Origin of the sequence: Peterkaempfera podocarpi (assembly GCF_042466665.1) — a bacterium.
Taxonomy (GTDB): domain Bacteria; phylum Actinomycetota; class Actinomycetes; order Streptomycetales; family Streptomycetaceae; genus Peterkaempfera; species Peterkaempfera podocarpi.
Window position 1 is genome coordinate 3,525,553 of the sequence record NZ_CP162102.1, and the last position, 18,310, is coordinate 3,543,862.

General features: G+C 70.0%; 15 protein-coding genes. 10 read left to right on the forward strand and 5 right to left on the reverse strand.

Going from position 1 to position 18,310, the window contains the following annotated elements:
- Positions 1-119: 119 nt before the first annotated feature.
- Complete coding sequence (locus AB0761_RS15360; RefSeq protein ID WP_377269561.1) at positions 120-305, forward strand: hypothetical protein; 186 nt, start codon at positions 120-122, stop codon at positions 303-305.
- A 227-nt stretch (positions 306-532) separates the two neighbouring features.
- Here the strand turns inward: AB0761_RS15360 and AB0761_RS15365 are convergent, their stop codons facing one another.
- Entirely contained in the window at positions 533-2,644 is a 2,112-nt protein-coding gene (locus tag AB0761_RS15365; protein WP_377269562.1) for a prolyl oligopeptidase family serine peptidase, read from the reverse strand.
- Positions 2,645-2,977: 333 nt separating this feature from the next.
- Here AB0761_RS15365 and AB0761_RS15370 point away from each other — a divergent pair, with 333 nt between their 5' ends.
- From AB0761_RS15370 to AB0761_RS15410, 9 genes are all read left to right on the forward strand, one after another.
- Positions 2,978-3,172: a hypothetical protein gene (locus AB0761_RS15370; RefSeq protein WP_055591348.1), complete on the forward strand. Its 195-nt coding sequence runs from the start codon at positions 2,978-2,980 to the stop codon at positions 3,170-3,172.
- Between the two features lie 52 nt (positions 3,173-3,224).
- Entirely contained in the window at positions 3,225-4,172 is a 948-nt protein-coding gene (gene mshB / locus AB0761_RS15375; RefSeq protein ID WP_377269563.1) for an N-acetyl-1-D-myo-inositol-2-amino-2-deoxy-alpha-D-glucopyranoside deacetylase, read from the forward strand.
- A complete protein-coding gene (locus tag AB0761_RS15380) occupies positions 4,169-4,666 on the forward strand; it encodes a DUF6113 family protein (RefSeq protein WP_377269564.1) in 498 nt (165 codons plus the stop codon). Before mshB ends, AB0761_RS15380 begins: the two co-directional genes overlap by 4 nt.
- Positions 4,667-5,032: 366 nt before the next feature.
- Positions 5,033-7,303, forward strand: a complete 2,271-nt coding sequence (locus tag AB0761_RS15385) for a hypothetical protein (RefSeq protein WP_377269565.1) — start codon at positions 5,033-5,035, stop codon at positions 7,301-7,303.
- 621 nt (positions 7,304-7,924) lie between these two features.
- Entirely contained in the window at positions 7,925-8,956 is a 1,032-nt protein-coding gene (locus AB0761_RS15390; protein WP_377269566.1) for an ABC transporter permease, read from the forward strand.
- Between the two features lie 89 nt (positions 8,957-9,045).
- Positions 9,046-10,827 carry an ABC transporter substrate-binding protein gene (locus tag AB0761_RS15395; protein ID WP_377269567.1) on the forward strand — a complete coding sequence of 594 codons (1,782 nt, stop codon included), beginning with the start codon at positions 9,046-9,048 and terminating at the stop codon, positions 10,825-10,827.
- Positions 10,828-10,955: 128 nt separating this feature from the next.
- Positions 10,956-11,933 carry an ABC transporter permease gene (locus AB0761_RS15400; RefSeq protein ID WP_377269569.1) on the forward strand — a complete coding sequence of 326 codons (978 nt, stop codon included), beginning with the start codon at positions 10,956-10,958 and terminating at the stop codon, positions 11,931-11,933.
- Between the two features lie 64 nt (positions 11,934-11,997).
- Positions 11,998-13,065, forward strand: coding sequence for an ABC transporter ATP-binding protein (locus AB0761_RS15405; RefSeq protein WP_377269570.1), 1,068 nt, complete (start codon positions 11,998-12,000; stop codon positions 13,063-13,065).
- A gap of 33 nt (positions 13,066-13,098) precedes the next feature.
- Positions 13,099-14,238, forward strand: a complete 1,140-nt coding sequence (locus AB0761_RS15410) for an ABC transporter ATP-binding protein (RefSeq protein ID WP_377269572.1) — start codon at positions 13,099-13,101, stop codon at positions 14,236-14,238.
- A 61-nt stretch (positions 14,239-14,299) separates the two neighbouring features.
- On the opposite strand, the gene AB0761_RS15415 is transcribed toward AB0761_RS15410, so the two are convergent.
- The 4 genes from AB0761_RS15415 to AB0761_RS15430 are packed head-to-tail and all read right to left on the reverse strand — an operon-like array spanning position 14,300 to position 18,286.
- Entirely contained in the window at positions 14,300-15,319 is a 1,020-nt protein-coding gene (locus tag AB0761_RS15415) for an ABC transporter ATP-binding protein (protein ID WP_377269574.1), read from the reverse strand.
- On the reverse strand, positions 15,312-16,364 hold the full coding sequence (locus tag AB0761_RS15420) for an ABC transporter ATP-binding protein (protein ID WP_377274123.1): 1,053 nt from the start codon (positions 16,362-16,364) through the stop codon (positions 15,312-15,314). Before AB0761_RS15420 ends, AB0761_RS15415 begins: the two co-directional genes overlap by 8 nt.
- Positions 16,365-16,386: 22 nt before the next feature.
- Complete coding sequence (locus AB0761_RS15425) at positions 16,387-17,370, reverse strand: ABC transporter permease (RefSeq protein WP_377269575.1); 984 nt, start codon at positions 17,368-17,370, stop codon at positions 16,387-16,389.
- The gene (locus AB0761_RS15430) at positions 17,363-18,286 is read right to left on the reverse strand and encodes an ABC transporter permease (RefSeq protein WP_377269577.1); all 924 of its coding nucleotides are present in this window, start codon (positions 18,284-18,286) and stop codon (positions 17,363-17,365) included. Before AB0761_RS15430 ends, AB0761_RS15425 begins: the two co-directional genes overlap by 8 nt.
- Between the last annotated feature and the right edge of the window lie 24 nt (positions 18,287-18,310).

Here is an 18,310-nt window from a genome sequence, read left to right on the forward strand (position 1 = left end):
ACGGTCCGCCCCACGCGTAGGCTTCGGCGGGTTCGGCGCACCCGAGCTGGGCATCCTCAGCTTGTGCGGTTGTGAACAGGGCCGCATGGACCGTGACGCGGAGGGGAACGCGGAGAACAATGCACGTCCTGCTCATGATCGCCCTGGCGGTGGTCACCGCCTCCCTGCTCCTCGGGGCCGCCTGGGCCGTCATCGGCTCCCGGCTGGGCGGAGGGCCCGCCGAACGGGAGCGAACGCTTCGGGAGGGGCCGACGAGCGCGCCCGGCGCCCCGGAACCCGGCCGGGAGGACCCACCCGCCGCCTGAACATCCGCCCGGCATCCCGGCGTTCGCCTGCCCCCTCGCGCGCCCGGGAACGGGGCCGCGCGAACACCGTCCGCGCACCGTTCCGGGGTGTGCGCCCGGGAGGGAGCGACCTCCCCGGCAACGCCTTCCGGGCGGCACCTTCCGGGCAACGTCATCCGGACAACGTCATCCGGGCAGCACCTTCCGGCCCGGGGATGCGGGTCTCCACAACCCCGGGCCGGGTGGTGTCAGAGGTTCAGGGAGCGCTTGAGGAAGTCGACCTGGAGCAGCAGCAGGTTCTCGGCCACCTGCTCCTGCGGGGTCATATGGGTGACACCGGAGAGCGGCAGCACGGTGTGCGGGCGTCCGGCGGCCAGCAGTGCGGAGGAGAACCGCAGGGTGTGCGCGGCCACCACGTTGTCGTCCGCCAGACCGTGGATCAGCATCAGCGGCCGGCTGAGCTCGGGTGCGTCCCCGATCAGCGCATGGGCGTCGTAGACGTCCGGCCGCTCGTCGGGGTGGCCCAGATAGCGCTCGGTGTAGTGGGTGTCGTAGAGCCGAAGATCGGTGACGGGCGCTCCGGCGACGGCGGCGTGGAAGACGTCCGGACGCCGCAGGACGGCCAGCGCCGCGAGGTAACCGCCGTACGACCAGCCGCGGATGGCGACCCGGTCGAGGTCCAGCGGGAACTCCTCGGCCAGCGCCTGCACCGCCTCCACCTGGTCGTCCAGGCTCACTCCGGCCATGTCGAAGGCGATGGCCTTCTCCCAGGCGGGACTGCGGCCGGGGGTGCCGCGGCCGTCCGCGACCACCACGGCGAAGCCCTGGTCGGCGAACCACTGCGAGGTCAGATGCGGGTTGCGGGCGGCGACCACCCGCTGGCCGTGCGGGCCGCCGTAGGGGTCCATCAGGACGGGCAGCAGACCGTCGCGGTCCCGGTCGTAGCCCGTGGGCAGCAGCATCGCGCAGGGGATGCCCCGCTTGCCCGCCGTCACCAGCCGCACATCGGCGCTGATCACCGGTGTCTCGGCGAAGGAGGCGATCTCGGCCACGGGGGTGGTGCCGCGCAGCACCCGGGCGCGGCTGCCCGAGCGGTCCAGGGAGGCGGAGACCAGCACCGTGGTGGGGCCGGAGCGGGCCGCGGTGTGCACACCGGGCTGTGAGGAGACGCGGACGGCGCCGGTGGAGTTCACCCGCAGCACATGGATCTGGCCGGTCTCCGGGTCGGCGGCCTCCTCGCCGGTGGAGGCGGCGACCAGGACGTCGTCCGGCCCGACGTCGAGGACCGAGCGGATGTGCAGAGCGGCACCGGTGAGCACCCGGTCCCCGACGGCCAGGACGCGGGCGCCGCCCTCGTCGGCGATCCGCACCAGACGCCCGTCGGGGGTCCAGCAGGGAACGCCCGGGAAGAGGTCCAGCCACACCGGGTCCTCGTCCACATGCAGGGTGCGGGTGGCTCCGGTGTCGGGGTCGACGGCGAGCACCAGCTGGCTGCGCTGGTCGCGGGCCTGCACCAGGAGCAGCGGCGGGCCGCCCGCGGACCAGTGCACCCGGGCCAGGTACGGGTAGCGGCCGCGGTCCCAGTCGATGTCGGCGCGGGAGCCGTCCAGGCCGAGGACGGTGAGGGTCACCTCGGCGTTGGCGGTGCCTGCGGCCGGGTAGGCGATCTCGGCGGGAGCGCTGTCCGGGTTGGCCGGGTCCGCGATCCACCAGCGGCGTACGGGGCTGTCGTCCACCCGGGCGGCGAGCAGCCGGTCGCTCTCGGGGGCCCACCAGAAGCCCCGGCTGCGGTCCATCTCCTCCTGGGCGATGAACTCCGCCTGACCCCAGGTCACCCCGTCGGCGTCGGGCTCGGCCAGCGCCCTGTCGGTGGCGCCGTCCGCGGTGACCACCCGCAGGTCGCCGCGGGTGGTGGCATAGGCGACATGGCGGCCGTCGGGCGCCGGCCGCGGGTCGATCACCGGGCCGGTCACCAGGATCTCGCGGGCCTCGCCGCGCTCCCGCAGGTCTGCGGTGAAGAGCCGCCCGGAGAGGGCGAATGCAGCGAGGTCGGCGGCCGCGTCGGTGGCGTACGCGACGACACCGGCCGATCCCTCCCTGCTGCGCTCCCGGCGGGCGCGCTCGGCCGCGGAGAGGTCCTCCTCGCCGCTGCCCAGCAGCACCGACGGGTCGGCGGCGATGTGCTCGCGACCGGTGGCCGCGTCCAGCACCCACAGGAGGTTGGCCCGGTCGGTTCCGGAGCGTGAGCGCAGAAAGGCCACCCGCTCGCCGTCGGGCGAGACGGTGAAGGACCGGGGTGCGCCCAGGGTGTAGCGCAGCGTCCGCGAGTACTGCCGGGGGAAGGAGATCTCCTTGGTCATACGAGTGACCCTATGCCGCGCCCGACACCCGGAGGGAGTACCTCCGATCGTCGTCTTGTCGCACCCGGAGGTGGTGCCGCCCTGCTCCCGAGGCCGTTCCGTGCGCGGACTTCAGGGTCTGTGCGCCCCGGCGGTGCATCTGTGCACCGGCATATGCGGGCTGACGGAAAGTAATGACAGGCTCACTGATCGGGTATGAAGGGATAGCCGGTTGGCCGCATCCGGCGCGGCGGAACCCACCTCCGCCGAGCAGTGACGCCCGTCCCCGCTGTCCCCGCTGGCCCCCGACCGCCGCCGCCTCGCGCGGCGCGCGCTGAGAGGTGTTGAACCGCCATGGCCCTGACGGTTTCCGCAGTCATCCTGTTGCTTGTCGTCGTGGTACTGCTGATCCGCCGCTCCGGCCTGAAGTTCTGGCATGCCATCGCCTGCACCCTGCTCGGCTTCTATCTCGCCTCCAGCTCGATCGCCCCGTCGATCCAGCAGGTGACCAGCAATGTAGCCGGAATGATCAACGGCCTGAAGCTGTGATGCGGCAGCACCGGTCCCGCCGCCGGGGAAGGCCGCCCGTACGCTGATCCCCATGAGCGACCTGCCGGAACCGTCCGACCACCCCCGATCCGCCGGTGCGGGCGGGGACGGCCTGCCGTCCCGCCGACTGCTGCTGGTGCACGCCCATCCCGACGACGAGTCGATCGGCAACGGCGCCACCATGGCCCGGTATGCGGCGGAGGGCGCCCTGGTCACCCTGGTGACCTGCACCCTGGGCGAGGAGGGCGAGGTGATCCCTCCGGAGCTCGCCCAGCTGACCGCCGACCGGGACGACACCCTGGGCGAGTACCGCATCGGCGAGCTGGCCGCCGCCATGAAGGAGCTCGGCGTCACCGACCACCGCTTCCTCGGCGGCCCCGGCCGCTACCGGGACTCCGGGATGATGGGCGTCCCCAGCAACGACCGCCCCGGCTGCTTCTGGCAGGCCGACCTGGACGAGGCCGCGGCCCATCTGGTCGAGGTGGTCCGCGAGGCGCGGCCGCAGGTACTGGTGACCTACGACGAGAACGGCGGCTACGGGCACCCGGACCACATCCAGGCGCACCGGGTCGCCATGCGCGGCTGCGAGCTGGCCGCGGACCCGTCCTTCCGGCCGGAGCTCGGCGCCGCCTGGACGGTCCCCAAGGTCTACTGGAACTGCATGCCGCGTTCGGTGCTGGAGGCCGGCTTCGCCGCGCTGCGCGCCGCCGGCGAGGCAAGCCCCTTCCCCGGTGTCGCCGGCCCCGCCGACGTCCCCGGAGTGGTGGACGACGCGGCGGTGACCGCAGCCGTGGACGGCTCCGCGTACTCCGCCCGGAAGGCCGCCGCAATGGCCGCGCACGCCACCCAGATCGTGGTGGACGGCCCGTTCTTCGCTCTCTCCAACGACCTGGGCCAACCGCTGCCCGCGATGGAGTACTACCGGCTGGTGCAAGGCGGCGCGGGTGCCGCCGACGACTGGGAGGACGACCTCTTCGCCGGGCTGGAGGCGGCCCGGTGAGCCCCGCCATGCCGGAGGACCCCCGCCCGGGCAAGCCCCTGCCGCCGCGCGCTCCCCGCCGCGGAGTCGCCGCGCTGATCGGCTCCCGGGCCGACCGGCTGGCGGAGGAGCCTCCGCTGCGCGGGGTACGGATCGCCGCCTATGCGGTGCTGCTGGTGCTGGGCGGGGTGACGGCGCTGGCCGGCTCCTTCGCCCAGTCGCTCTGGTTCCCCGGCGGGCTGCTGCTGGCGGTGGCGGCCACGGTGGCCCTGTTCTACGGGGGGCTGCGGTTCACCACCACCAAGCTGGGGGCCGGTGCGCCGCTCATCGGCTGGTTCCTGGTGCTGATGGTGACGATGAGTCCACGGCCGGAGGGTGACTTCATCCTGGCGAGCGGCTTCGGATCGTATGCGTACCTCTTCGCCGGGGCGGTGGGCGGCGTGATCTGCGCCACCCTGCCGACCCGCCTGATGTACGGATTCGGTGCAGGTGCCGCGACCGCGCGGCGAAGGTGAACCGACGGAACGCCTGATACGTCATCAACGGTGCCGGGGCGTGCGGGTACCCGGCGACGGGCCGTCAGCACGGTCCGCAGGGGCTGCCATAGGAGACGATTGGGACCAACTGGGTTCTATCGGAACCGGACCGCCGTCCCGGCGTTCCCAGTATGGTGGAGCGGCAGCCCGGCGATGGCCGGGCAGCGGGCAGGACCCTAGACTCTCGGCACCGGTCCGCGAGCCAGGAGGCACCGGCCACGCCCTCCGGGGCCGGGCCAGGGGACCGGTGCCGGCCACAGCCCACGTGCGGTGCACCGTGCGAGGGTCGATCCACAACCCGCGACTGGAGCCCCCGCGGGCGACAGAGGCGAACCCGGAGCAGCATTGAGCAGCCGCGATTCTGACAAAGCGTCCCCGAGCCCCCGCCGCACGGGCGCGGACGCCTATCCGTCGGGCACGCCCCCGTACGGGATCCCGCAGGCCACGGGCGCCTTCGGGCCGGACGGCCTGGGACCGGGCGGGGCGGCCGAGGAGCCTGCCCCCGAGGACGGGCCCAGGACCGAGACCACGCTCACCACGCGGATCCGTATCAACATCCCCGGCTCACGGCCGATTCCGCCCGTGGTGGTCCGCAGCCCGGTGAAGGAGTCCGGCGACGAGCCGGCCGCCGACACCCCGCCGGCGGCGCCCCCGGGGCCGGAGGGCGGCTCGCCCAGGCGCCGGGCCGCCGGACCGGCCTCCCCCGTGCTCGGGGTGATGGACGCCGAGAACCGCACCTCCACCCCGCCCAACCTCCCGCCGGAGTGGCAGGTACCGGAGGGCGACGGCGACGGTTCCCCCGCGCCGACCGACGGCTGGTTCCGGCCACGGAAGAAGTCCGGTCCCGCGACCCCCGCAGGCGGCACGGCGACGGGCGCGCCCGTCCCTGCTCCTGCGCCCCCGGCGTCCGGCGACGCCTTCACGCCCCCGCCTGCACCCGGGCTCCCGGCGTTCGACGAGCCGGTGCCCGCCCCCCGGCGCGACGGCGGACTTCCGCGCCGCGCTCCGGCCGGCGGCCCGGGCGCAGCAGCCCGGCCCGGTGGCCCCGGCCCGCAGGCGCCGCTCCCCGGGGGTGCCCCCGCTTCGCCCTTCGCGCCGGGCACGGCGACCGGACCGACTCCGCCCCCCGCACCGGGTCCGCTCGGCCAGGGCCCCGAGGACACCTTCCCCGGCACAGCTCCGGCGTCCTCGGTGAACCCTTTCCCCCCGGGGCTCGGGGTGCGCAGCAGGCCCGCTCCGGGCCAGGGCGGGGAGCAGCCGTTCGACAACGGCTTCCGCCCCGACTACGGCAGCAATCCCTTCGGCCCCCCCGGGGCCGACGACCCGTTCGGCGCGACCGAGGTCGGCGGCATCCCGCCGGTGGCCGACGCCGGACCGGGTGAGGCCACCGCTGCCTTCCCGGCCGCGGCCTTCCCGGCCGCCGACCCCTTCGCGGCCGACCCCTTCGCGGCCGACCCCTTCGCGGCCGACCCGTTCGCCCCGGACCCCTTCGCCGCGGCCCCCACGGAGCCCGCCGCGGCGAATCCCTTCGCCACCGGCTTCCGCGACGAGGACTTCCGCGCCCCCGTACCCCCCGCGGGTGCCCGGCCCTCGCCGGCCGCGGCGGCGGCCGGGACCGGTGCCGCGGACAGCGGCAGCGCGCCCGCCCCGCGCCGTCGGCGCGGCGGCAAGCTGGTGGGCTACGCCATCGGTGCGGTGGTCTGCGCGGGCGGGGTCGCCTATGGCGCCGGCCTGATGCTCAACCAGGCCGATGTCCCCAAGGGCACCACCGTGCTGGGCACCGACATCGGCGGCAGCAGCCGGGACGCCGCGGTGCACACCCTGGACGCCACCGTGGCCAAGATCGGCCGACAGCCCGTCCAGCTGCGGGTGGGCGACAGAACCGTCCAGCTGGACGCGACGGCCGCGGGTCTCTCCTTCGACACCACCGCGACCGTCGACGGGCTCACCCACCACAGCTACAACCCGGTGAATGTGATCCGTTCGCTCACCGGGTCGGCGAAGGCGGTCGCCCCCGTAGTCAAGATCGACCAACCCAAACTCCGTGCCGCGCTGCAGCAGCAGCTGGCCCAGGGGAGCGGGGGCCCGCGCGAGGGCTATGTCTACTTCAGCGCGACCGGGAAGCCGGTGGTGATGCCGCCCACCGCGGGCAGCGCCGTCGACATCGACGCGGCCGTGGCCGCGGTCCAGCAGAGCTACCAGGCACGCGCCCTCGGCCGGCGGACCGCGCCGATCAGCCTCAAGGTCACCGCCGCGCAGCCCAAGGTCTCGGCCGCCGCGCTCCAGTCGGCAGCGAACACCCTGGGCAAGAAGATCATCAACGGCGGCTTTGTCTACGTCCGGCGCGGTACCGCCGACGCGCCGGGGGTGCCCTTCGGCACGGGCACCTTCACCGCGGCCCTGGTACTCGCTCCTGACGCCAACGGCACGGTGGCGCCGAGGTTCAACCTGGCCAAGCTGCAGGCCCGTCTGAACGGGGCCTTCACGGGCTACCGGATGAAGCACGGCGCCACGGTGGGACCGGTGACCACCCAGGATGTCGCCGACGCCATCCTGTCCGGTCTCAACAAGACCGGTGCCGCCCGCACGGTGACCCTCCCGGTGACCACCGGCTGACCACCGGCCGCAGCACTGCCCGGAGACCGGGTCCTGACTCGTCAGGACCCGGTCTTTTTATGTTGTGAACACATCAATAACGTGCCCATGGATCGGCGCGGTGACGGCTCATTAGGCGCATCGAAATAACCCGATCGCAATACCGGTGGCCGATAGCAGATCACCGGGATGTTAACCGCCGCCGACCCGGCCAGAAACACCGACAATGGCGCCAGGGGCTGGCGACTTGCCGTCATGGCGAGTTTTGGCCAGGCTCCGACCGTCCGGATACCGGACAGACGCCAGACTCCACCCAAAAGTATCGGTAGTGGCAGAACGGACACCGGCACCCGGCCGGCGACCCCGGATCGACACCCGGCATCGAGTGTCCGAATACCGGGACTGCAAAGACCGTGTTTCGGGATTGTTAACGGACATATGACCGCTCTGTCCATAGATGTCCGTTTCACCAGGAGGATGTCAACCTCTTTCTGGCCACAACCTGATCGATCTTCCAGCACGATACCCCGTCAAGCGGGGGTAATACGTGCAGCTACTTGACGTTCGATAAACGACTTGCCAGAGTCCGTTCGTCAAACACTTCTTGCGGCCGCACACACCCCGAGCGGGAGCTTTCGCACCATGACCAACCCCACTCAGGCTCAGGCCGATACCGAGATCATCGGTTCGGCCGGCCCTGCCGACGCAGTCGATCCGGCGGCGGCCCCGGAGCTCAAGGGCCGTTCCCCCGGCCAGATCATGTGGCGTCGCTTCCTCCGTGACCGTACCGGCGTGATCAGCGCGGTGATCGTCGCACTGTTCCTGCTCGTGGCGATCTGCGCGCCGCTCATCTCGATGGTGTACGGCAAGAACCCCTCGGAGACCTACGGGCAGAACACCCCGGGCCTGCTCACCGAGATCGGCGGTCTGCCCACCGGGCCCAACGGCGGTATCAGCAGCGACTTCTGGTTCGGCCTCGAGCCGGGCCTGGGCCGCGACGTCCTGATGCAGCTGGTCTACGGCATCAGGACCTCCCTGCTGATCGCGGTGGTCACCACCCTGGCCACCACCTTCCTGGGCATCACCATCGGCATGATCGCCGGCTATGTGGGCGGCAAGACCGACTACTTCATCGGCCGTTTCATCGACGTGCTGCTGTCGTTCCCGTCGCAGATCTTCTTCATCGCCTGTGTGCCCGTGGTGGACTCGCTCTTCGTCTCCCCCGACGAGCAGACCCCGGTCTGGCTGCGCACCGTGACCGTGATCATCGTGCTGTCGATCCTGGGCTGGATGGGCCTGGCCCGCATCCTGCGCGCGGTCTCCCTCTCGCTGCGTGAGAGGGAGTTCGTGGAGGCGGCCCGGGTCACCGGTGCCTCGCCGATGCGGATCATCTTCAAGGAGCTGCTGCCCAACCTGTGGACGCCCATCCTGGTGCAGTCCACGCTGGCGCTGCCTGCCTTTGTGACCGCCGAGGCCGGCCTCTCCTACCTCGGCGTGGGCATCATCGAGCCCACCCCGGACTGGGGCCGCATGATCTCGATCGGCGCCAACTACTACCAGACCGACATCACCTACCTGTTCTTCCCCGGCGTATCGATGGTGATCTTCGTACTCGCCTTCAACCTCCTCGGGGACTCGGTCCGGGACGCTTTCGATCCCAAGACCAAGCGTTGACGGACGCACACCCAGAACTCCGGGGGGACCGCTCAGCCCGCCCCGGGCAACCCAGGAATATCCACTCCTACCTCACAGGCAGGACAGACATGACCTCTCGCAAGTCGCGGCACCTCGCCGCTGCAGTCCTCGTGGCCGGGGCGATGACCATGACCGCTGCATGCAGCAGCGGCCACTCCGACAGTGGTGCGGGCCAGCCGTCCGCCAGCGGCAGCTCCCAGGCTCCGGTCAAGGCTGCCGTCACCAAGATCACTGTGGGCACCGCCGCGGACTCGGCCGGTCCTGCCATCGCTCCCGCGGGCGCCAAGACCGGCGGCACGGTCACCATGCTCGACCGTGACGACTTCTCGCACCTCGACCCGGGTCGCGTCTACCTGAACTACAACTCCACCGCCTCCGAGCTGTTCACCCGCCAGCTCACCGGCTACAAGGAGACCGCCGACGGCACCAAGCTGGTCGGCGACCTGGCCACCGACACCGGTACCACCACCGATGGCGGCAAGACCTGGAAGTTCACCCTCAAGGACGGCCTGAAGTGGGAGGACGGTTCTCCCATCACCTCCGCGGACGTCAAGTACTCCGTCGAGCGGCTGTACGCGCCCTTCATCCAGGAGGGCCCGACCTACATCCAGCAGTGGCTGTCGGGCACGGACTACCGCAAGGCGTACGAGGGCCCCTACAAGGGCAAGGAGCTGGACGCGGTCCAGACTCCTGACGACAAGACCGTCGTCTTCAAGTTCAAGGACGCCCACCCGGACGCCAACTTCACCCTGGCGATGACCGGCTACGGTGTCGTGACCAAGGCTCACGACACCAAGGAGGCGTACGACAAGAAGCCGTTCTCCAGCGGTCCGTACAAGATCGTCAGCCACGTCACCGACAAGTCGCTGGACCTGGTGCGCAACCCGAACTGGGACGCCAAGACGGACCCGATCCGGAACGCCTTCCCGGACAAGTGGCACATGGAGTTCGGGTACCAGAACAAGGACACCACCCAGCGCTTCATGGCGGACAGCGGCGCGGACAAGACCGCCATGACCTTCCACAACTCGGTCGACACCGACCTGCTGCCGAAGGTGCTGGCCGACGCCTCGCTGAAGCCGCGACTGGTCCAGGGCCTGACCCCGTACGTGGACTTCTACTACATCAACAACACGCGTATCAAGGACAAGCGCGTGCGTGAGGCCCTCATCCGGGCCTTCCCGCACCAGCAGGCCCGTGCGCTCCAGGGCGGCACGACCTACGGCGACTACGCCACCGGTCTGATCAGCCCGACCGTCCTCGGCTACGAGCAGAACGACCTCTACGGGACGCTCACCAAGCCGCAGGGCGACCCGGACGCGGCCAAGAAGCTGCTGGAGGAGGCCAACGCGGTCGGCACCACGATCGTGTACCCCTACAACAACACGCCGACCCAGCAGAAGGTCACGGTCGTGATCCAGCAGGCGCTGGAGAAGGCCGGCTTCAAGGTCGTCACCAAGCCGCTCGACGCCAAGACCTACTACGACGCCATCGGCCTGGTGAACAACAAGTACGACCTGTACTGGGGCGGCTGGGGCGCCGACTGGCCGACCGGTCAGACCGCTGTGCAGCCGGTGTGGGACGGCCGCCTGATCGGCGACCTGCAGCCCAACTACGCGCACTACAAGAACGACGCGGTCGACGCCGCCATGGACGCGGCCGGCAAGGTCGCCGACCCGATCCAGCAGGGTGCTGCCTGGGCCGCGGTCGACAAGCAGATCATGCAGGACGCGGCGTCCATCCCGGACGTCTACCAGAGCTACATCGGCCTCTACGGCTCCGGCCTGGGCGGCGTGAAGCTCGACCCGCTGAACGGTGAGCTGTCCCCGCTGGACGTCTTCATCAAGTAAGTCCTCACGGTCTGCGGTGGGGTGCCGGCCACGGCGCCCCACCGCAGCCCCCGTGACGGCCCCTCGGGCCGCCCCACCTTCCCCGCCCGGCAACCGCAGACGGCGCCCCGACCAGGAGAGCCCGACCCATGCTCCGTTTCCTCGTTCGCCGAACACTCGGCGCGATCGTGATTCTGCTGATCATCAGCATCATCACCTACCTCCTGTTCTTCGCCATTCCCGCGGACCCCGCGCGGCTCTCCTGCGGCAAGGTGTGCACCCCTCAGAACCTGGCGCTGATCAGGCACAACATGGGCCTCGACAAGTCCGTGCCGGAGCAGTACTGGAACTGGCTCTCCTCGATCTTCGCAGGCCGTGACTTCCCCACCGGCCACTGCAGCGCTCCCTGCCTGGGCTACTCCTACGTCAAGCAGGAGATGATCACCCAGACGATCATGGACCGCTTCCCGACGACGCTCTCGCTGACCATCGGCTCGTCCATCGTCTTCCTGATCTTCGGCATCGGCATGGGCATGCTGGCCGCCTGGAAGCAGGGCAAGGCCATCGACAAGATCGCCAGCTCCTCCTCGCTGGTGGCCTCCGCGATGCAGATCTACTTCGTCGGCCCGGTCGCGCTGTACTTCCTCGTCTACCAGACCCACTGGCTGCAGCAGCCCACCTATGTGCCCTTCACCCAGGACCCGATCGGCTGGTTCACCGGACTGCTGGTCCCCTGGCTGGTGCTCTCCCTGATCTGGACCGCCAACTACACCCGGATGACGCGCTCCTCGATGGTCGAGCAGCTCTCCGAGGACTATGTGCGGACCGCACGGGCCAAGGGCATGTCGGGTATGACCGTCTTCCTGCGCTTCGCCTGGCGCGGCACGATCGGTACCATCATCACCATCTTCGGTGTGGACCTCGCCACCCTCCTCGGCGGCGCCATCATCACCGAGACGACCTTCGACCTGCACGGCCTGGGCCAGCTGGCCATCGGCTCGGTCATCGACTCCGACCTCTCCATGCTGGTCGGTGTGACCCTGGTGGCCGCCGCGCTGATCGTCGTCTTCAACATCATCGTCGACGCGGCCTACGCCTTCATCGACCCGCGGATCCGGCTGGGCTGACCAGCCCCGCGCCGACCCCGACCGCCGACCCCGACCTTCAGCACCGCACCGAGGAGCCCTGTCCATGACCACCCTGGCCAAGCCCGAGGAGGCCCCCGCGCCGTCCGGGGGTGCGTCCTTCCTCTCCGTCCGCGACCTGCAGGTGCGCTTCAGCACCGAGGACGGCGTGGTACGGGCCGTGGACGGCCTCTCCTTCGATGTGGAGCGGGGCACCACCCTCGGCATCGTCGGTGAGTCCGGCTCCGGCAAGTCGGTCACCAACCTGGCGATCCTCGGTCTGCACAACCCGGAGTCCACGGAGATCACCGGGTCGATCAACCTGGCCGGGCAGGAGCTGGTGGGCGCGCCCCGGCGCACCCTGGAGAAGCTCCGCGGCAACACCATGTCGATGATCTTCCAGGACCCGCTGACCGCGCTGTCGCCGTACCACACCATCGGCCGGCAGATCGGCGAGACCTTCCGCAAGCACACCGGTGCCAGCAAGAAGGAAGCCCGCGACCGCTCCATCGAGATGCTCACCAAGGTGGGCATCCCGCAGCCGCAGACCCGGGTGGACGACTACCCGCACCAGTTCTCCGGCGGTATGCGCCAGCGCGCCATGATCGCCATGTCCCTGGTGTGCGACCCCGACCTGCTGATCGCCGACGAGCCCACCACCGCCCTGGACGTCACCGTCCAGGCACAGATCCTCGACCTGCTCAAGGACCTCCAGCAGGAGATGGGCACCGCGATCATCCTGATCACCCACGACCTGGGTGTGGTCGCCAAGACCGCGCACAATGTCATGGTGATGTACGCGGGCCGGGCAGTGGAGCGGGGCACCGTCCGCGAGGTGCTCAAGGCGCCCCAGCACCCCTACGCCTGGGGCCTGCTGTCGTCGATGCCCAGCCTCGCCGGGTCGGTGGACGTCCCGCTGCGTCCGGTCCGGGGCACTCCGCCGAGCCTGATCAATCTGCCGACCGGCTGCCCGTTCAACCCCCGCTGCGACTTCAAGGAGGGTGTGATCGGCGACCGCTGCACCACCGAGCGGCCCGAGATCTCCCCCGAAACCGGCCACGGCTCGGCCTGCCACCTGTCCGTGGGACAGAAGCAGGACATCTTCATCGACCAGATCCAGCCGCGGCTCGGCTGAGGACCCTTCAACCGTCACCTTGGGGCGAACAAAGTGAACGATCAGCTGACCCTCAGCAAGGCCGACGGCCCGTCCCCGGCCACCCCCGCAGGGGAGCCGCTGCTCCAGCTCACCGGCGTGCAGAAGCACTTCCCGGTGATGGACGGCTTCCTCTTCAAGCGCCAGGTGGGCGCCGTCCACGCGGTGGACGGCATCGACCTCACGGTGGGCACCGGTGAGGCCGTGGGCCTGGTGGGCGAGTCCGGCTGCGGCAAGTCCACCACCGGCCGCCTGGTCACCCGGCTGCTGGAGCCCACCGGCGGGCAGATCTCCTACCAGGGCAAGGACATCACGCATGCCTCCCGCAGGGAGCTCATGCCGATCCGGTCCGAGATCCAGATGATCTTCCAGGACCCGTACTCCTCGCTCAATCCCCGGCAGACCGTGGGCTCCATCATCGGTGCCCCCATGGAGATCAACGGCATCAAGCCGGCCGGCGGCATCCAGAAGCGGGTGCAGGAGCTCCTGGAGACCGTGGGCCTCAACCCAGAGCACTACAACCGCTTCCCGCACGAGTTCTCCGGCGGCCAGCGGCAGCGCATCGGCGTCGCCCGCGCCCTGTCCCTGGAGCCCAAGCTCATCGTCGCCGACGAGCCGGTCTCCGCGCTGGACGTCTCCATCCAGGCCCAGGTCGTCAACCTGCTGCAGCAGCTGCAGAAGGACCTCGGCATCGCCTTCCTGTTCATCGCCCACGACCTGGCCATCGTGCGCCACTTCTCGCAGCGGGTCGCGGTGATGTACCTGGGCAAGATCGTGGAGATCGCGGACCGCAAGTCGCTGTACGAGCGCCCGCGGCACCCGTACACCCATGCGCTGCTCTCCGCCGTGCCCGAGGCCGACCCGGACGACAACCGCGAGCGCATCCGGCTGGCCGGTGACGTCCCCTCGCCGATCAACCCGCCGTCGGGCTGCCGCTTCCGCACCCGCTGCTGGAAGGCGCAGGAGAAGTGCGCGACCGAGGAGCCGCCGCTGGTGCAGCTCTCCGGCAACCTCGCCGGCCACCTGACGGCCTGCCACTTCCCGGAGGACCCCAGCATCGAGAGCGGCAAGGAGGTCGTCCTCGACCCGGCTCTCGCCGCCATGGAGGACGAGGTCTCCGTCGGCATCCCGGAGCCCCGCGACCAGCAGGACTGATCACCCCGGACACCGGTCGGCGGGGGTGCCTGGACGATACGTCCGGGCACCCCCGCCGTCGTCATGCGTGGGCGACGACGTCCTTCTCCTCGGCGAAGTGGCAGGCGGAGTCATGGGCGGCCTCGCCGCTGAGCCAGGACGGGGGCGCCAGCAGGGGTTCCAGCAGCGCGCACTTCTCCTGGGCCTTCCAGCAGCGGGTGCGGAACCGGCAGCCGGACGGCGGGTTGGCCGGCGAGGGCACATCGCCTTCGAGCAGGATCCGTTCGCGCTCCTCCCGGGCCTCGGGGTCGGGTACGGGGACGGCGGAGAGCAGTGCCTGGGTGTAGGGGTGGGTGGGGTGGTCGTAGATCTGGGTGTCGGTCCCGATCTCCACGATCTTGCCGAGGTACATCACGCCGACGCGGTCGGAGATGTGGCGCACGATGGACAGGTCGTGGGCGATGAACATGTAGGAGAGCTCGAACTCGTCCTGCAGCTTCTCCAGCAGGTTCACCACCTGGGCCTGCACCGAGACGTCCAGCGCGGAGACCGGCTCGTCACAGATGATCACCTCGGGCTTGAGCGCAAGCCCGCGGGCGATCCCGATGCGCTGGCGCTGGCCACCGGAGAACTGGTGCGGATAGCGGTTGATGTACTCCGGGTTCAGACCCACCACGTCCAGCAGGTCCTGCACCGCCCGGCGACGGTCACCCTTCGGCGCCACCTCCGGGTGGATCTCAAAGGGCTCACCGATGATGTCGCCCACCGTCATCCGCGGGTTCAGCGAGGTGTACGGGTCCTGGAACACCATCTGGATGTTCCGCCGCACCGCCTTCAGCGCACGCCCCGACAACCGCGAGATGTCCTCGCCCTTGTACAGCACCTGGCCCGACGTCGCCCGCTCCAGGTTCATCAACACCTTCGCCAGCGTCGACTTGCCGCAACCCGACTCCCCCACGATCCCCAGGGTCTCCCCCCGGAACAGATCGAAGGAGACCCCGTCCACCGCCCGCACCGCCCCCACCTGGCGGCGCAGCACGACGCCCTGCGTCAGCGGGAAGTGCTTGACCAGATCACGTACCTGCAGAATCGCCTCAGCCACGGACGGTCTCCTCCCAGAAGTGGCAAGCACTGCCCCGGCCGACGGACTCGGTGCCGTCCTGCTCGGTCACCGCGTAGAGCGGCGGCACCTCGACCCGGCAGATGTCCCGGGCCTGCGGGCAGCGGGGGTTGAAGGCGCAGCCCGGTGGGATGTGCAGCAGGCTGGGCGGCAGACCCTTGATCGCGTAGAGCTCCTCGCCCTTCTGGTCCAGCCGCGGGATCGACTGGAGCAGACCCTTGGTGTAGGGGTGTGCGGGCTGCTTGTACAGCTCGTGCACCGGGGCGGTCTCCACGATCCGGCCGGCGTACATCACCGCGATCTTGTCGGCGACGTCCGCCACCACGCCCAGGTCATGGGTGATCAGGATCAGACCCATGTGGAACTCACGCTGCAAGTCGGCCAGCAGATCCATCACCTGGGCCTGCACCGTGACATCCAGCGCCGTGGTCGGCTCGTCCGCGATGATCAGATCCGGCTCCAGCGCAAGCGCCATCGCAATCATGATCCGCTGCCGCATACCGCCGGAGAACTGGTGCGGATAGTCGTTCACCCGCTCCCTGGCGGCAGGAATGCGCACCCGGTCCATCAGCTCGATGGCCTTGGCCTTGGCATCCCGGCGCGACATCCCCTGGTGCACCCGGAACATCTCGCCCAACTGGTAGCCGACCGTCAGCACCGGGTTCAGCGAGGACAGCGCATCCTGGAAGATCATCGCCATCCTGGCGCCTCGGATCCGCCGCCGCTCCTTCTCGGAGAGCTTCAGCAGATCCTGCCCCTGGAACAGGATCTGCCCGTCGGTCACAAACCCCGGGGGCGAGTCCAGGATGCCCATCACGGCCTGCGAGCTCACCGACTTGCCGGAGCCCGACTCACCCAGGATGGCCAGCGTCTCACCGGCCCGCACGCTGTAGTTCACACCGTTGACCGCCTTGGCCACTCCCTCGCGGGTGCGGAACTCCACATGCAGGTCACGCACCTCCAGCAGCGGGGTGTCCGCAGCGTCCGTGGTGCCGTCACGCGGGGTCTCGTCGACGAGGTCGTAGATGTCGCTCAACGGTTCCTCCAACTCAGCGCAGCTTGGGGTCGAGGGCGTCGCGCACCGCGTCGCCGAGCATGATGAAGGCCAGCACGGTGATGCTGAGCGCACCCGCCGGATAGAGCAGCATGTGCGGGGCGTTACGGATGTAGCCTGCCGCCGCCGAGATGTCGATGCCCCAGGAGACCGTGGGCGGTTTGAGGCCCACGCCCAGATAGCTCAGGGTGGCCTCCAGGGCGACATAGGTGCCGAGCGCGATGGTCGCGACCACGATCACCGGGGCGATCGCATTGGGCAGTACATGACGAAGCATCATACGGGCGTTGCCCGCCCCCAGAGCCCTGGCCGCCATCACATAGTCGTTCTGTTTGGCGGTGATCACGGATCCGCGGGCGATACGGGCGACCTGGGTCCAGCCCAGCAGCACAATGAAGCCGACCACGGTCCAGATGGTGGTGCTGGGGAGGACCGAGAGCAGCACCAGGCCGCCGAGCAGGATCGGGATGCCGAAGAAGATGTCGGTGATCCGGGAGAGCAGCCCGTCCCACCAGCCGCCGAAGAAGCCGGCCAGGCCGCCCAGCAGGGTGCCGGCGACGGCGGCGCCCGCGGTGGCGCAGACGCCGACGGTGACCGAGGCCCTCGCACCGTAGACGGTACGGGTGTAGACGTCGCAGCCCTGGGTGTCGAAGCCGAACCAGTGGCCGGGGGCGGGGCCGTCCAGGGACCTGGCGAGGTCGCAGTCGAGCGGGCTGCGGGTGGCGATGACACCGGGCCAGATCGAGATGAAGACCAGGAAGAGGATCAGCAGCGCGGAGACGATGAAGATCGGGTTGCGCCGCAGGTCCTCCCAGGCGTCCTGCCACAGGCTCCTGGGTTTCCCGGCCGGCCCGGGTCCGGTGGTGCGGCTGTAGTCGGCGTGTTCGAGGGTGTCGGCCTCTCCCATGGCGAGGCCGCTGGGGTTGATACCGGTCCGGCCGGGCTCGTCGGGCTCGCCGTGGGGGCCGATGTCAGGCATACCGGATCCTCGGGTCCAGGACCGCGTACAGCAGGTCGACGAGCAGGTTGGCGATCAGAAAGATGATCACCAGGATGGTGACGAAGCCGACCACGGTCGGTGAGTTCTGGCGCAGGATGCCCTGGTAGAGCTGGTACCCGACACCGTGGATGTTGAAGATCCGCTCGGTCACCAGCGCACCGCCCATCAGGGCGCCGATGTCCGTGCCCAGGAAGGTCACCACCGGGATGAGCGAGTTGCGCAGCAGATGACGGCCGACCACCCGGTGCCGCGGCAGGCCCTTGGCGACGGCGGTGCGCACATAGTCGGCACGGGCGTTCTCCGCGACGGTGGTGCGGGTGAGCCGGGTGACATAGGCCAGCGACACCGCGGCCAGCACCAGACCCGGCACGATCAGCTCATTGAACGGCGCCTCGGCGGAGACCGTGGCGGGGGCGATCCCCCAGCGGACGCCCAGCAGCAGCTGGAGCAGATAGCCGGTGACAAAGGTGGGCACGGAGACCACCACCAGGGTGAGGACCAGCACACCGGTGTCCACCCAGCCGCGCCGGCGCAGTCCGCTGACCACTCCCAGCAGGACGCCGAACACCGCCTCGATGATGATCGCCACGATGGTCAGCCGGACAGTGATCGGGAAGGCGGTGCGCATCAGCTCGGTGACCGGCTGGCCGTTGAAGGCGGTGCCGAAGTTCCCCGTGAAGATGCCGCCCATGTAGAGCAGGTACTGCTTCCACAGCGGCTCGTCGAGATGCAGGTCGTGGCGGATCTGGGCGGCGGTGGCGGGGTCGGGCGCCCGGTCGCCGAAGAGCGCGGCCACCGGGTCGCCCAGCGCGTACACCATGATGAAGATCAGCAGAGTGGTGCCGATGAACACCGGGATCATCTGGAGCAGCCGCCGGATGATGTAGCGTCCCATGCTTCTTCCCTCCACGGGGGGCGG